General features: G+C 65.0%; 14 protein-coding genes. 10 read left to right on the top strand and 4 right to left on the bottom strand.

The genetic code is table 11. From position 1 onward, the window contains the following. Positions 1-163 precede the first annotated feature (163 nt). The 7 genes from lysS to A9W99_RS01145 all read left to right on the top strand — a co-directional run bounded on the left by lysS (position 164) and on the right by A9W99_RS01145 (position 7,998). A complete protein-coding gene (gene lysS, locus A9W99_RS01175; RefSeq protein ID WP_067372114.1) occupies positions 164-1,663 on the top strand; it encodes a lysine--tRNA ligase in 1,500 nt (499 codons plus the stop codon). Between the two features lie 102 nt (positions 1,664-1,765). Then, positions 1,766-2,104, top strand: coding sequence for a histone-like nucleoid-structuring protein Lsr2 (gene lsr2, locus A9W99_RS01170; RefSeq protein ID WP_067372409.1), 339 nt, complete (start codon positions 1,766-1,768; stop codon positions 2,102-2,104). 304 nt (positions 2,105-2,408) lie between these two features. Continuing rightward, positions 2,409-4,931, top strand: coding sequence for an ATP-dependent protease ATP-binding subunit ClpC (gene clpC1, locus A9W99_RS01165; protein WP_067372111.1), 2,523 nt, complete (start codon positions 2,409-2,411; stop codon positions 4,929-4,931). A 296-nt stretch (positions 4,932-5,227) separates the two neighbouring features. Then, positions 5,228-5,443 carry a CbtB domain-containing protein gene (locus A9W99_RS01160; protein WP_067372108.1) on the top strand — a complete coding sequence of 72 codons (216 nt, stop codon included), beginning with the start codon at positions 5,228-5,230 and terminating at the stop codon, positions 5,441-5,443. Between the two features lie 22 nt (positions 5,444-5,465). Next, entirely contained in the window at positions 5,466-6,272 is an 807-nt protein-coding gene (locus A9W99_RS01155) for a CbtA family protein (RefSeq protein WP_067372105.1), read from the top strand. Then, complete coding sequence (locus tag A9W99_RS01150) at positions 6,269-6,814, top strand: histidine phosphatase family protein (RefSeq protein ID WP_067372102.1); 546 nt, start codon at positions 6,269-6,271, stop codon at positions 6,812-6,814. Before A9W99_RS01155 ends, A9W99_RS01150 begins: the two co-directional genes overlap by 4 nt. A 587-nt stretch (positions 6,815-7,401) precedes the next feature. Next, complete coding sequence (locus A9W99_RS01145) at positions 7,402-7,998, top strand: TetR/AcrR family transcriptional regulator (protein WP_067372100.1); 597 nt, start codon at positions 7,402-7,404, stop codon at positions 7,996-7,998. 5 nt (positions 7,999-8,003) lie between these two features. Here the strand turns inward: A9W99_RS01145 and A9W99_RS01140 are convergent, their stop codons facing one another. Both A9W99_RS01140 and mhuD read right to left on the bottom strand, forming a co-directional pair. Beyond that, positions 8,004-9,371: a serine hydrolase gene (locus A9W99_RS01140; protein ID WP_067372098.1), complete on the bottom strand. Its 1,368-nt coding sequence runs from the start codon at positions 9,369-9,371 to the stop codon at positions 8,004-8,006. Then, entirely contained in the window at positions 9,346-9,666 is a 321-nt protein-coding gene (gene mhuD / locus A9W99_RS01135; protein ID WP_067240772.1) for a mycobilin-forming heme oxygenase MhuD, read from the bottom strand. The genes A9W99_RS01140 and mhuD overlap by 26 nt, the downstream gene beginning before the upstream one ends. Positions 9,667-9,724: 58 nt before the next feature. Here mhuD and A9W99_RS01130 point away from each other — a divergent pair, with 58 nt between their 5' ends. Beyond that, positions 9,725-10,486: an alpha/beta fold hydrolase gene (locus A9W99_RS01130; protein ID WP_067372407.1), complete on the top strand. Its 762-nt coding sequence runs from the start codon at positions 9,725-9,727 to the stop codon at positions 10,484-10,486. Between the two features lie 12 nt (positions 10,487-10,498). Here A9W99_RS01130 and A9W99_RS01125 read toward each other — a convergent pair whose 3' ends face one another. Then, positions 10,499-11,410, bottom strand: a complete 912-nt coding sequence (locus A9W99_RS01125; RefSeq protein ID WP_067372094.1) for an A/G-specific adenine glycosylase — start codon at positions 11,408-11,410, stop codon at positions 10,499-10,501. On the opposite strand from A9W99_RS01125, the gene A9W99_RS01120 reads away from it, so the two are divergent. Both A9W99_RS01120 and A9W99_RS01115 read left to right on the top strand, forming a co-directional pair. Then, positions 11,409-12,038, top strand: coding sequence for a carbonic anhydrase (locus A9W99_RS01120; protein ID WP_067372091.1), 630 nt, complete (start codon positions 11,409-11,411; stop codon positions 12,036-12,038). The genes A9W99_RS01125 and A9W99_RS01120 overlap by 2 nt on opposite strands. Positions 12,039-12,206: 168 nt before the next feature. Then, positions 12,207-13,028 carry a hypothetical protein gene (locus tag A9W99_RS01115; RefSeq protein WP_156622890.1) on the top strand — a complete coding sequence of 274 codons (822 nt, stop codon included), beginning with the start codon at positions 12,207-12,209 and terminating at the stop codon, positions 13,026-13,028. Positions 13,029-13,036: 8 nt separating this feature from the next. Here the strand turns inward: A9W99_RS01115 and disA are convergent, their stop codons facing one another. Then, a complete protein-coding gene (gene disA / locus A9W99_RS01110; protein ID WP_082929750.1) occupies positions 13,037-14,119 on the bottom strand; it encodes a DNA integrity scanning diadenylate cyclase DisA in 1,083 nt (360 codons plus the stop codon). Positions 14,120-14,133 lie beyond the last annotated feature (14 nt).

Genomic DNA, 14,133 nt, shown 5'->3' with positions numbered 1-14,133 from the left:
AAACACCACCCTACGGTCACACCGAAAGCCGTCAGTTCACACCCAAGGCCGTCAGTTCACACCCAAGGCCGTCGGTTCACCGCCAACGCCGTCAGTTCACGCCCAAAGCCGTCGGGCGCAGGCTCGATGCCCCTCTGGACGCGTTGATTTAAGCTGGCACGTCGTGAGCTCAGCCGACCCAGACATTCCCGAGCAGCTGCGGATCCGTCGGGACAAGCGCGCCCAACTGTTGGCGCAGGGCCGTGAGCCGTACCCGGTAGAGGTGGAACGCACCCACACGCTGGCCGAGATCCGCGCCGCCTACCCCGATCTGCCGACCGACACGACCACCGACGACGTAGTCGGCGTCGCGGGCCGGGTCATGTTCGCCCGCAACTCCGGGAAATTGTGTTTTGCGACACTCCAGGACGGCGAGGGCACCCAGTTGCAGGTGATGATCAGCCTGGACAAGGTCGGTCAAAAGGCCCTCGACGATTGGAAGGCCGACATCGATCTGGGGGATATCGTCTACGTCCACGGCAATGTGATCAGCTCGCGGCGCGGCGAATTGTCCGTTCTGGCCGACTCGTGGGAGATGGCGTCCAAGTCGCTGCGGCCGCTGCCCGTCGCGCATAAGGAGATGAGCGAAGAATCACGGGTCCGGCAGCGGTATGTGGACCTGATCGTTCGCCCGCAAGCGCGCACGGTGGCCCGGCAACGGATCACGGTTGTCCGCGCCCTAAGAAATGCGCTGGAACGGCGCGGATTTCTCGAAGTCGAGACGCCTATGTTGCAGACGCTGGCCGGCGGCGCGGCGGCTCGCCCGTTCATCACGCATTCCAATGCCCTGGACATCGATCTCTACCTGAGGATCGCGCCGGAACTGTTCCTCAAGCGCTGCGTCGTCGGCGGTTTCGACAAGGTCTTCGAACTTAATCGCGTGTTCCGAAACGAAGGCGCCGATTCCACGCATTCACCGGAATTTTCCATGCTCGAGACCTACCAGAGCTATGGAACGTATGAGGATTCGGCAGTCGTCACCCGTGAGCTTATTCAAGAGGTCGCTGACGAAGCGATCGGGACCAGACAACTTCCACTGCCCGATGGGAGTGTCTACGACATAGACGGAGAATGGGCGTCGATACAAATGTATCCGTCCCTGTCATCGGCGCTCGGTGAAGAGATCACACCGCAGACGACGGTCGATCGGCTATCAGCCATAGCGGACCAGCTCGGTGTCGAGATCCCGCAGAACCGGGGCTACGGACACGGCAAACTCGTCGAGGAACTATGGGAGCATTCGGTTGGCAAGAACCTCACAGCACCCACTTTTGTGAAGGACTTTCCTGTTGAGACAACGCCATTGACTCGCCAACATCGCAGTATCGCGGGGGTAACCGAGAAGTGGGATCTGTACTTGCGCGGTGTCGAACTCGCTACGGGCTACTCCGAATTGACCGATCCGGTTGTGCAGCGCGAGAGATTCCTCGAACAAGCTCGCGCCGCGGCCGCCGGTGACGATGAGGCGATGGCACTGGACGAAGATTTTCTCGCTGCGTTGGAGTATGCGATGCCGCCGTGTACCGGAACCGGAATGGGCATCGATAGGTTGTTGATGTCTTTGACCGGACTGTCAATTCGAGACACAGTTTTGTTCCCCATTGTGCGGCCACACTCCAACTGAACTATGCCTCTTGTGTTCGGATTGAGTATTCTGCAGTCGTATGGCAGATTGGTGGCGGGGAGTCTATCCGAACTGCACAGGAAGAAACGCGAGGGTAAGCCGATGGCGAAAAAAGTGACCGTCACCTTGGTCGATGATTTCGATGGTGCGGGCGCCGCCGATGAAACGGTCGAATTCGGGCTTGACGGGGTGACGTATGAGATTGATCTTTCTTCCAAGAATGCTGCGAAACTGCGCAACGACCTGAAGCAATGGGTAGCTGCCGGCCGACGTGTGGGCGGACGGCGACGTGGACGTTCGGGCTCGAGCAGGGGCCGTGGCGCGATCGACCGCGAGCAGAGCGCGGCGATCCGCGAATGGGCCCGTCGCAATGGCCACAACGTGTCGACCCGCGGCCGTATCCCGGCCGACGTCATCGACGCGTTCCACGCGGCCACCTGACAAACTGCGGACCGGTGCCCGGGCCCCACGGCCCGGGCTTCTGTCTTTTTGCCGCTTTCGCTGGCGGCGAACGGTTCGACGGGGACTCGGGAAACGATTCGAAGGGTTTCCTCGTTGCTGTAGGTACGGCTCGGATCTGCGGAGTTCTGCAGGAGTGCTGGGGAACCGTCAAGGTTAGGAACCCTGGCAGGCCGACCATTACAGTGGACGGCAGGTACGCGATTCCGGCCCCACGGACTAAAGGGGCCACAAAGGGGCCGTAATAGAGGTTGTACCGATGGTGAGGGAGAGCAGGTAACCACCGATGTTCGAACGATTTACCGACCGTGCCCGCAGGGTGGTCGTCCTGGCCCAAGAAGAGGCCCGGATGCTCAACCACAACTACATCGGGACCGAGCACATCTTGTTGGGTCTGATCCACGAAGGTGAGGGCGTCGCCGCCAAGTCGCTGGAGTCGCTTGGCATCTCGCTGGAAGGCGTTCGCAGTCAGGTCGAGGAGATCATCGGCCAAGGCCAGCAGGCACCGTCAGGGCACATTCCCTTCACCCCGCGCGCCAAGAAGGTTCTCGAGCTGAGTCTGCGGGAGGCCCTGCAGCTCGGCCACAACTACATCGGTACCGAGCACATTTTGCTGGGGCTTATTCGCGAGGGCGAGGGTGTGGCCGCCCAGGTGTTGGTGAAGCTGGGTGCCGAGCTGACCCGGGTGCGCCAGCAGGTGATTCAGCTGCTGAGCGGCTACCAGGGCAAGGAAGCCGCCGAGGCCGGCACCGGTGGTCGGGGCGGCGAATCCGGCAGCCCGTCCACGTCGCTGGTCCTCGACCAGTTCGGCCGCAACCTGACGGCCGCCGCGATGGAGGGCAAGCTGGACCCGGTTATCGGCCGCGAGAAGGAAATCGAGCGGGTGATGCAGGTTCTGTCCCGGCGCACCAAGAACAACCCGGTGCTGATCGGTGAGCCCGGCGTCGGCAAGACAGCCGTCGTCGAAGGACTCGCGCAGGCGATCGTGCACGGCGAGGTCCCCGAGACGCTGAAGGACAAGCAGCTCTACACCCTGGACCTGGGATCGCTGGTGGCAGGCTCGCGTTACCGCGGTGACTTCGAGGAACGCCTGAAGAAGGTGCTCAAGGAGATCAACACCCGCGGCGACATCATCCTGTTCATCGACGAGCTGCACACCCTGGTGGGGGCCGGTGCCGCCGAGGGCGCGATCGATGCGGCCAGCATCCTCAAGCCCAAGCTGGCCCGTGGCGAATTGCAGACGATCGGTGCCACCACGCTCGACGAGTACCGCAAGTACATCGAGAAGGACGCCGCGCTGGAGCGCCGCTTCCAGCCGGTGCAGGTGGGCGAGCCCACGGTGGAGCACACCATCGAGATCCTCAAGGGTCTGCGGGACCGCTACGAGGCGCACCACCGGGTTTCCATCTCCGACGCCGCGATAGTGGCGGCTGCCACCCTGGCGGACCGCTACATCAACGACCGGTTCCTGCCGGACAAGGCGATCGACCTGATCGACGAGGCGGGCGCCCGGATGCGGATCCGCCGGATGACGGCGCCGCCAGACCTGCGCGAGTTCGACGAGAAGATCGCCGAGGCGCGCCGCGAGAAGGAGTCTGCGATTGACGCGCAGGACTTCGAGAAGGCGGCCAGCCTGCGTGACCGGGAGAAGCAGCTGGTCGCGCAGCGCGCGGAACGCGAAAAGCAGTGGCGTTCAGGCGATCTCGACGTGGTCGCCGAGGTCGACGACAATGAGATCGCCGAGGTGCTGGGCAACTGGACCGGGATCCCGGTGTTCAAGCTCACCGAGGCCGAGACCACCCGGCTGCTGCGGATGGAGGAGGAGCTGCACAAGCGGATCATCGGGCAGGAGGACGCGGTCAAGGCGGTCTCCAAGGCGATCCGCCGTACCCGCGCCGGTTTGAAAGACCCCAAGCGGCCGTCGGGTTCGTTCATCTTCGCGGGCCCGTCGGGTGTCGGTAAGACCGAGCTGTCCAAGGCGCTGGCGAACTTCCTGTTCGGCGACGACGACGCCCTCATCCAGATCGACATGGGTGAGTTCCACGACCGGTTCACGGCGTCGCGGCTGTTCGGTGCTCCGCCTGGATATGTCGGTTATGAGGAGGGCGGACAGCTCACCGAGAAGGTGCGCCGCAAGCCGTTCAGCGTGGTGCTGTTCGACGAGATCGAGAAGGCGCACCAGGAGATCTACAACAGCCTGTTGCAGGTTCTTGAGGACGGTCGGCTCACCGATGGGCAGGGCCGCACCGTGGACTTCAAGAACACGGTGCTGATCTTCACGTCCAACCTCGGCACGTCCGACATCTCCAAGCCGGTCGGCCTGGGATTCACCAAAGGCGGCGGTGAGAACGACTACGAGCGGATGAAACAGAAGGTCAACGACGAGCTCAAGAAGCACTTCCGGCCGGAGTTCCTGAACCGCATCGACGACATCATCGTCTTCCACCAGCTGACCCGCGAGGAGATCATCCGGATGGTCGACTTGATGATCGGCCGGGTCGCCACTCAGCTCAAGGGCAAGGACATGGCGCTCGAGTTGACCGACAAGGCCAAGTCGTTGCTGGCCAAGCGTGGCTTCGATCCGGTGCTGGGTGCGCGTCCGCTGCGGCGCACCATTCAGCGCGAGATCGAGGACCAGTTGTCCGAGAAGATTCTCTTCGAGGAGGTCGGGCCGGGACAGATCGTCACGGTCGACGTGGACAACTGGGACGGCGAAGGCTCCGGCGAGGACGCGGCGTTCACGTTCACCGGAACCCGCAAGCCGCCGGCCGAGCCCGATCTGGCGAAAGCCGGCGCGCACAGCAAGTAGCGCGCCTCGGCGGCACTTTGTGCAACGCCCGCGGGTCGCGCCGCAGCGAGACTGCGGTGACGGCACTGATTCTGCGGTGGAGGCGCGCCCCACTCGCACATCCGCGCCGTAGACGCAGTGTCACTGTGGTCAGGACGGTTGTCGGCCGCCGTGAGCGCCGGTCTAGACTGACGGATGTTGTAGACGGGCCGCGGAATCTGGTGAAATTCCAGAACGGTCGCGCCACTGTGCAAAGTCAGACCCGAAGCTCGTCACCAACGCCTAAGCGGGACGCGACATCCCAGAAGGAGTAACCCGTGGCCAATAGCGAGACAACTGGCACCAGGATCGCATCGGTGGATCTGTCGGCGACGAGTGCGGCGCTGTGGCTGGCAGCGACCGTCTTTCTGGCGCTGTTGACGCTGTACTTCGTCGGCATCGACCAGGGAGCGGTATCACTGTTCGGCAGTGACTCGCACGTGCACGAATTCGTGCACGACGCACGGCATCTGCTCGGATTCCCCTGCCACTGAGCTGACATAAGGCGCCCGTAGCGTGGAGAAGCGTCTGATCCTACGAGGTCTGCTGGCGGGCGCGGTCGGAGCGGTACTTGCGTTCATATTCGCCCGCTTGTGCGCCGAGCCCGCCATTGGCCGCGCCATCGCATTCGAGAACGGCAGAACCGAAGCCGAGAATGCCCAGGGTGTGCACGAGCACGGTGCCGAGTTGTTCAGCCGTAGTGTGCAATCCAACGCCGGATTGGGCTTCGGACTACTGGCTTTTGGTGTCGCCATGGGGGCACTGTTCGCGGTGGCGTTCTGCCTGATCTACGGACGTACCGGAGACTCCGCGAGAGACGTTGCGGCACGACCGTTTTCGCTGCGACTGGCCGCAGCTGCGTTCGTCACCGTCTACCTGGTGCCGTTTGTGAAGTACCCGCCGAACCCGCCTGCCGTCGGCCAGTCAGACACCGTCGGAGCACGCACCGGGTGGTACCTGGTGGCTGTGCTGGGCTCGGTCGTGCTCGCGGTCGTTGCGGTGTCGTTGGCCCGGCGGCTCGCCGCCCTATTCGGCGGTCTGTGGAATGCCGGCCTGCTCGCGGCGGGCTCTTACGTGGCATTGATCACGGTAATCCTGGTGTTGTTGCCGACATTGCACGAGACTCCGGAACCGCTGCGCAACGCCTCGGGTGCGATTGTCTATCCCGGCTTTCCTGCCGACGTTCTCTACGAATTCCGGTTGGTTGCGCTGGCCACGCAGCTCGTGCTGTGGGGGTCCATCGGCCTGGTTTTCGCGACGCTTGCCGGACGGCTGCTCGACGGCCGTGCCCAGAGCGGACGGGCTTCGAGTATCGCGGCGTGACCGAGTTTAGCCGGCTGACCTTGGTATCGCACGGGATGACCGACGCGATGGCGGCCGGGCGCTTCCCCGCCGACGAGCCTCTCAACCACATTGGACAGAGACAGGCCGGACGTCTCGAAATCCCCAGCAACGCAAGCCAACTAGCGGGACCCGAACTGCGCGCCCGGCAGACGGCAGAACTACTCGGGCTGCACGCCGCCACCGAGCGGCGGCTGGCAGACCTGGATTGCGGACGCTGGCGCGGGAAATCATTGGCGAGCATCCCGCCCGATGACCTTCAGACGTGGTCGACGGATCCGGCCCAAGCGCCGCACGGCGGCGAATCGATCTCCGGCCTGATCGACCGGGTCGCCGAATGGCTGGAGTCGTTGAGCCACAACGCATTACCGACGATCGCGGTCACGCATCCGGCGGTGATCCGCGCGGCGATATTAGTGGCGCTGGACGCTCCGCCAAAGTCGTTCTGGCGCATCGACATTGCACCGGGCGGTCGCAGTGTCCTGCACTACCGCGATCGGCGCTGGACCCTGCGGTGGTCCTGATCGGCTCGTAGATTCGACAGGGCCCCGTCGACCACCACCCTGAGCGGATTACGACTCGATCCGGATTTCGATCATCGCGGTGTATTCGGCCGCCCTGCGGATATCGTCGCCACGAGGCCGGCCGTCGGCGCCGCGGCGCACTCCGTAATACTTTTGCGTCCCCGGGCGTCGCGCAAAGGAACTCTGACAAGCTCGCCGCTACCGTTGCGCGATCCTCGACAGGCGTCGCGACCCCTTGCAGCTTCCGGCCCGCGATCAGCATCTCGACGGGGGCGCCGCCGCGCAAGTTGATCCACCATTTGCTGTCGGTGTAGCAGATGACCAGGTCGGCGCGGCGAATGTAGCGAACCACTGCGACGTAGCGGTTCCCGGTTTTGCGACCGGTGAAGGTCAGCAACATCGTGTTGCCGCTGACCAAACGATGCAGCGGTGAGCCCAGCAGGCGTTTGAACAGCCAGTTCACATAGCTGGGGACCGTCGGCGGCGGGGCAGTGGCGGTCATGGCAGGCATCCTCTCACTAGTTCACGTATGTGTACTAGCAGGACTCTACCACCGTTAATTCATACATGTGAAGTAAGGTGCATGGATGACTCGGCAGCGCCTCAGCCCACAGCGACGCCGCGATCAGCTGCTGGACATAGGTGCTGCGCTGTTCGCCGAGCGGCCGTACGAGGACGTGCTGATGGAGGACATCGCCGAGCGCGCGGGTGTTACTCGGCGGTTGTTGTACCGATATTTTCCGACCAAGCGTGACTTTTACGCGGCGATCTTTCAGCGCGCCAGCGATCGGTTATTGGCCAGTTCCGCGCCCGCCGACGGCCGCACCGCAGACGAGCAACTACGTACCGCCCTTGACGCCCACATCCAGTACTTCGTCGACAACCCGCGCGACGCGCTCACGGTGAACCGAGGTGCCCTCGCCGGCGATCCCGTGATTCAGGCGATCATCGCCGAAGAGTTGGCGATGGTGGCCCAGCGCATCCTCGACGCGACCGGTCTGCACGGATATGCCCGTCAGGTCGCTGCCGTCGCCGTCCACGGGTGGCTGGTCTTTGTTCGCGCCATCTGCGTGGAATGGGTTGAGTCACAGACGATCTCCCGAGACGAACTGACGCAGATGGCCTTGGACACCTTCCGCGCGGCGCTGCAGACTGCCCATGCCTGCGAATCCTCGATGCGCTAGACGGGCTATTGCGGGGCCACCATGGCGAATACCTGCTTGGCCACCTGCAACATCCAGCCGGTGACCGTCGGTCCATGATCGCGCGGCCAGTTCAGCTGAAAGCTGACCACCCACGGCTGGTGTGTCTTGTCGACGGCGTACCAGCTGAACGTCAGATCACCCGGCAGGCCACCGGCTTTGGCGCCGATGTACGGCCAGTCGTTGCGGTCCAGCTGAATACCTGCGACGGCGGCGAGGATCTTCCTGACCGGCGCAGCCTGGCCCACCGCGTCGGCCTGCAGCGTCGTATGGACGCGGCAGATGTCCTCGGCGCTGCCATACCATTCGGCGTTGTAGATCGATGCCGGGGCGTGGGCGCGGGTCGGATCAGGTTGATAGGGAGTGGCATTCGCTTGCTTCAGCAGCTCGGCTCGGACTTGCGGAGACGATGCCTGCTTCCATTGGCCGCGTAGATCCGGTTGCCCCCAGCCGACGGAGAACAGCTCATACATGGTCGGAAATGGCGTCATGCTGGCCGGGTCATGGTGGCCGGCGGTGACCAGCGCACGCTCGATGGCTCGGGTACCCAACCTGTCGATCAGCAAGTCGGTGGCCATGTTGTCGCTGTTGGCAATCATCTTCTCGGCGGCTGTACGAACCGAAACATGCTCTCCAGCAGTCAATTCCAGGCCTGAGGAACCCACGGCTTTGCTCTTGTCGGTGACGGTCAACTGGTCATCCCAGGACACTGTCCCGTTTTTGACCGCACCCGCCAGCGCGTGCAGCACGTACAACTTGAAAATCGATGCCAGGGGCAGGGAGTCACCGGTGTTGGTGCCGGCTGCCGGCTCGCATTCGCCGTTGTTGACCTTGGCGACCTGATACGAGTACCGTGCCCCGGTCTTGCTCAGTACCGCATCGACGTCGGCCCACGACTTGATCAAGGGCGGCTGCGTCTCGACGGTGAACCCGTCGACCCACCTGTCGTCGTCGGTGTGAATCCGGATGTCCTGGCGTGCGCCGTACGAGGAGATCAGGTGCAGGGTGGCCACGCTGGCCCCGATGTCAACGCCCGCAAGTGTGAACGGACGATCCCACCACAGCCCCTCCATGGCGGTCCGGACCATCTCGACCTTGTCCTTTGCGGCAAGAGTGCCGACCCCGACGGGCCCGATGGGCCAGTCCGAGTTGAGCATGTCCAAGGTCTGCTGGGCACGCAGTCCGGGAGGCGTACTGGTGTCGATCGGTCGACCCGAATTAGCCGCATTCGCCTCTGGGGCAGGTGATGGCGCACAGCCCGGCGTCAGGGTCACGACCAACGCCGCGATGGCGCACAGCGCCGCTATGCGGTGTCGAACCCGGCGCCGGCTAGCCCGACTGACCGGAGCCGGCAACGTCCAGCACAACCTCGAATTCCAGCAACGACGCGCCGGTTGCCACCGGGTTGGCGCGGTGGCCGGCGTGGGCTTCGATAGCGGGCCCGGTAGCCCACGCCTGGAATGCTTCATCGGACTCCCAGTGCGTTACCACGAAATAGCGGTTCTCGCCCTTGACCGGGCGCAACAGCTGAAAGCCGAGGAAGCCGGGAGAGTTCTCGACCGCATGTGCGCGGTGGGCGAACCGCTTCTCCAGTTCGGGGCCAGCGTCGGCGGGTACTTCGATAGCGTTGATCTTCACCACTGGCGGCATGTCGTTAGGCTACCGTGCCGCCGGTCCGGCTCAAGATCAGGTCACGCAAGATTGTGCTATGCCCAGCGACCTGTTGACCCGCCGCGGCGGCCGGGGCGATCCTCTGGTGCTGGTGCACGGCCTGATGGGCCGGGGCACCACCTGGTCGCGTCAGATCCCGTGGCTGACGCGGCTGGGCACCGTGTATACCTACGACGCGCTGTGGCACCGGGGCCGCGACGTGTTCGATCCCCACCCGATCAGCACCGAGCGCTTCGTGGCCGATCTGGGTGACGCGGTGGCCTCGCTGGGTGCGCCGGCCAGGCTGGTCGGTCATTCGATGGGTGCGCTGCACTCGTGGTGTCTGGCCGCGGAGCGCCCCGAGCTGGTCTCGGCGCTCGTCGTCGAGGACATGGCACCGGATTTCCGCGGCCGTACCACCGGCCCCTGGGAACCCTGGCTGCATGCCCTGCCGGTCGAATTCCTCTCTGAAGAACAAGTATTCGCCGAGTTCGGCGACGTCGCCGGTCAGTATTTTCTGGAAGCTTTCGACCGCACCGACACCGGCTGGCGGCTGCACGGTCACACCTCCCGGTGGATTGAGATCGCCGCCGAGTGGGGTACCCGCGACTACTGGAAACAGTGGCTGGCCGTGCGTGTGCCGGCGCTGCTGCTCGAGGCCGGCAACTCCGTCACCCCGCCCGGCCAAATGGTCGAGATGAGCAAAACCGGCTGTACGACAACGTATTTGCGTGTTCCCGAGGCCGGCCACCTGCTGCACGACGAGGCACCGCAGGTGTACCGGGAGGCGGTGGAGTCCTTTCTTTGCACGATCGTGTGACGTCTGCTCGCGCTAACCCTCACCGGCCAGCGCAAACCTGCCGTCGCCGGTCTGAGTGACCAGGCCATCGTCCAGCAGCGAATAAAGGGCCCGGTCGCGTTGCGCGGTATCGGTCAGCCAAGCCACGTCCAGTTCGGCCCGGGACACCGGAGACTCCTTGGCGCGCAACACATCCAGCAGCCGTCCGCGCACTTGACGGTCGGTTCCCGCGTAGGTCTGAACACGCCGGGCCGGGCCAGTCGGCGGCGGATAACCGGCCCGCCGCCACGCGCACTCGTCCAGCGGGCACAACCCGCACCGGGGTGCCCGCGCAGTGCACACGGTAGCGCCCAACTCCATCAAAGCCGCCGAGAATTCAGGCGCCGCATGGTCATTGGGCAGCAGCGCCGAAACGTCGGCATGGTCTCGAGCCGACGACGGCGCCGCGGCGTCGGCGCGGCCGTGTACGGCCCGGGCCACCACGCGGCGCACATTCGTGTCCACCACCGGAACCGGCTGCCGGTAGGCGAAGCACGCTACCGCCCGGGCGGTGTAGCTACCCACTCCGGGCAAGGTCAGCAAGGTGTCCACGTCGTCGGGAACCAAGTCGGCATGGTCGCGGGCGATTACGGTGGCGCACTCGTGCAGCCGCTTGGCCCGCCTCGGATAGCCGAGCTTGCCCCAGGCGCGCAGCACATCGGCCGCAGTGGCCGCTGCGGTGGCCGACGCTGTGGGCCACCGGCGCACCCACTCCGTCCAGACCGGCAGCACCCGGGCCACCGGCGTCTGCTGCAGCATGAACTCGCTGACCAGGATCTGCCATGCACTCACGGCTGGATCTCGCCAGGGCAGGTCACGACGGGATCGTCGGTACCAGTCCACAAGATTGGTGACTGGTATGTGTTCCGAGCCGGTCACCGCGGCGTCCGGCAGAATGTGGGCCATGCCCAACACCAATCCGGTAACCGCGTGGAAAGCACTCAAAGAGGGTAACGAGCGATTCGTTGCCGGCAAGCCCCAGCATCCGAGCCAGAGCGTCGACCATCGCGCCAGTCTGGCCGCGGGCCAGAAGCCGACCGCGGTGATCTTCGGCTGTGCCGACAGCCGGGTCGCCGCCGAGCTGATCTTCGACCAGGGCCTGGGCGACATGTTCGTGGTACGCACCGCCGGGCAGGCCATCGATGCGGCAGTTCTGGGATCCATCGAGTACGCGGTTGCTGTCCTCGACGTACCGCTGGTTGTGATTCTCGGCCATGACAGCTGCGGTGCCGTCAAGGCCGCCCTGAGCGCGCTTGATGACGGTGAAATACCAGTCGGTTTTGTGCGGGACCTGGTGGAGCGGGTTGTCACGACGATTCTGTTGGGCCGCCGCGACGGGCTGACCCGCCCTGACGAATTCGAGGCGCGGCATGTACGGGAGACGGCGGCACAGCTCATGGAGCGGTCGACGGTCATTGCGGAGCGGGTGGGGGCCGGCACCCTGGCAATAGCGGGCGTCACCTACCGCCTTGCCGAGGGCCGCGCGGTGCTGGTCCACCATCTGGGTGATATCGGAGACGAGCCCCAGAGCTGAATGCGCCGAGCTCATCGGCCGGGTCACCGGAGATCCTGACGCAGCACTGGCTTACGGCCGCACCCGGCCGGCCCCTAACACGTCTTGCGCTTTTCAGAGCCCAGCTAACCGCGCGACACGCCGAGGCGGGTCGAACGAGTATGCGTGACCTGGGCCTACGGTGTGAATGTGCTGGATCTGGAACCGCGTGGCCCGCTACCCACTGAGATTTACTGGCGGCGCAGAGGTCTGGCGTTGGGCATTGTGGTGGTCGTGGTCGGGATCGCGGTTGCGACGATCATTGCCTTCGTAAGCAGCAGCGCCGGGGCCAAACCCTCCAACGCCGAGAAACCGGGTTCGGCGCAAAGCCATCCCGGCTCGCCCGCGCCGCATGCGCCGCCCTCCGTCGCGCCGCAAGGCAGCCCGCCGATGGCACCGCCACAGGGACAGCAGCCCCCGCAGGGACAAAACCCCGAGTCCCCGACACCGACGGCCGCGGTACAGCCGCCGCCCGTGCTCAAAGAGGGTGACGACTGCCCGGATTCCACCCTGGCGGTCAAAGGTTTGACCAACGCGCCCCAGTACTTCATCGGTGACCAGCCGAAATTCACCATGGTTGTCACCAACATCGGCCTGGTGGCCTGCAAACGCGACGTCGGCGCGGCGGTGCTTGCCGCCTACGTGTACTCCCTGGACAACAAGCGGCTGTGGTCCAACCTGGACTGCGCGCCGTCCAACGAGACGCTGGTCAAGACCTTTACGCCCGGCGAGCAGGTGACGACCGCGGTGACCTGGACCGGAATGGGCTCGGCACAGCACTGCCCGTTGCCGCGGCCGGCCATCGGGGCGGGAACCTACAACCTGGTGGTGCAGCTGGGCAACCTGCGGTCGCAGCCTGTTCCGTTCATCCTGAACCAGCCGCCGGCGCCTCCCGGGCCCGCGCCGGCCGGGCAACCGGTTCCGCCGCAACCGGAAGGGCCGCCGGCGCCCGGTCCCGCCCCTGCGGGATAGCTTCGACGTCAATCCAGCGGATCGGCAATCGTCGACTCTGCCAGCTGCGACAGGCCCTCGCGCACATGGCGTGCCCACATCGCGCCGATGCCCTCCACCGATTGCAGGTCGCTGGCGCTGGCCGCGAGCAGACCTTGCAGCGTTCCGAAGGCCCGGACCAGCAGGTCCACGTGGGCGAACTGCAGCCGGGGAATCCCGGCCATCGCGCGGTAGCCCCGCGGGCTCAGCGCCGAGTCCTGGGCCTCGGCCGTGGTCGGATACCCGAAAACCTTTGCCAGCGCGGTCAGTTCGAGTAGTTCGGTGTCGGACAAGCTGTCCAGCTCCGCCAGGGTGGCGGCGATCTGCGGACCCGACGGTGGCTCGGGATTGGCGTGGTAGTCGCGGACGACCAATTCACGGGCGGTGTCGTTGCCGCCCAGCAGCTCCTCCAGCTGCAGTCGCAATTGGCGGCCGTCGGTGCCGAGCTCGACGGTTTCGTAGTCGATGACCAGACCGATGCGACGCACCAGCTCGAGGCGCTGGACCACGGTCATCACGTCGCGCAGCGTGACGAAATCCTCGATCTCGGCCCTGGACAGTTGCCTGCTGACCTCGTCGAGCCGGGTTTTGTACCGCTCCAGGGTTGCGATGGCCTGGTTCGCCCGCGACAGGATCGTCGCGGAGTCCGTCAGCACGTGGCGCTCCCCGCCCACGTAGACGGTCACGATGTTCATCGAGTGGCTGACTGAGATCACCGGGTAGCCGGTCTGGATCGCGGCCCGTTCCGCCGAGCGGTGGCGGGTTCCCGACTCGTCGGTGGGTATCGAGGGATCCGGAACCAGCTGCACGTTGGCCCTTACGATGCGGCTGCAATCGGTGGAGAGCACGACGGCGCCGTCCATCTTCGCCAGTTCGCGCAGCCGCGTCGGCGCATATCGGACGTCCAGCGAGAAACCGCCGTCGCAGATGGCCTCGACGTTCTCGTCATGCCCGAGCACGATCAACGCCCCGGTGCGCCCGCGCAGAATGCGCTCCAGGCCATCCCGGAGCCCGGTGCCAGGTGCCAGGCGGGCGACAACCTCACGCAGCGTTGGTCGCGTCACAGCGTGCATTCTGCTATGTCCCG

It is taken from the genome of Mycobacterium sp. 1164966.3 (assembly GCF_001665395.1).
Lineage (GTDB): Bacteria > Actinomycetota > Actinomycetes > Mycobacteriales > Mycobacteriaceae > Mycobacterium.
The sequence above is the reverse complement of the archived record's forward strand: the minus strand, read 5'-3'. Positions and strand labels throughout refer to the sequence as shown.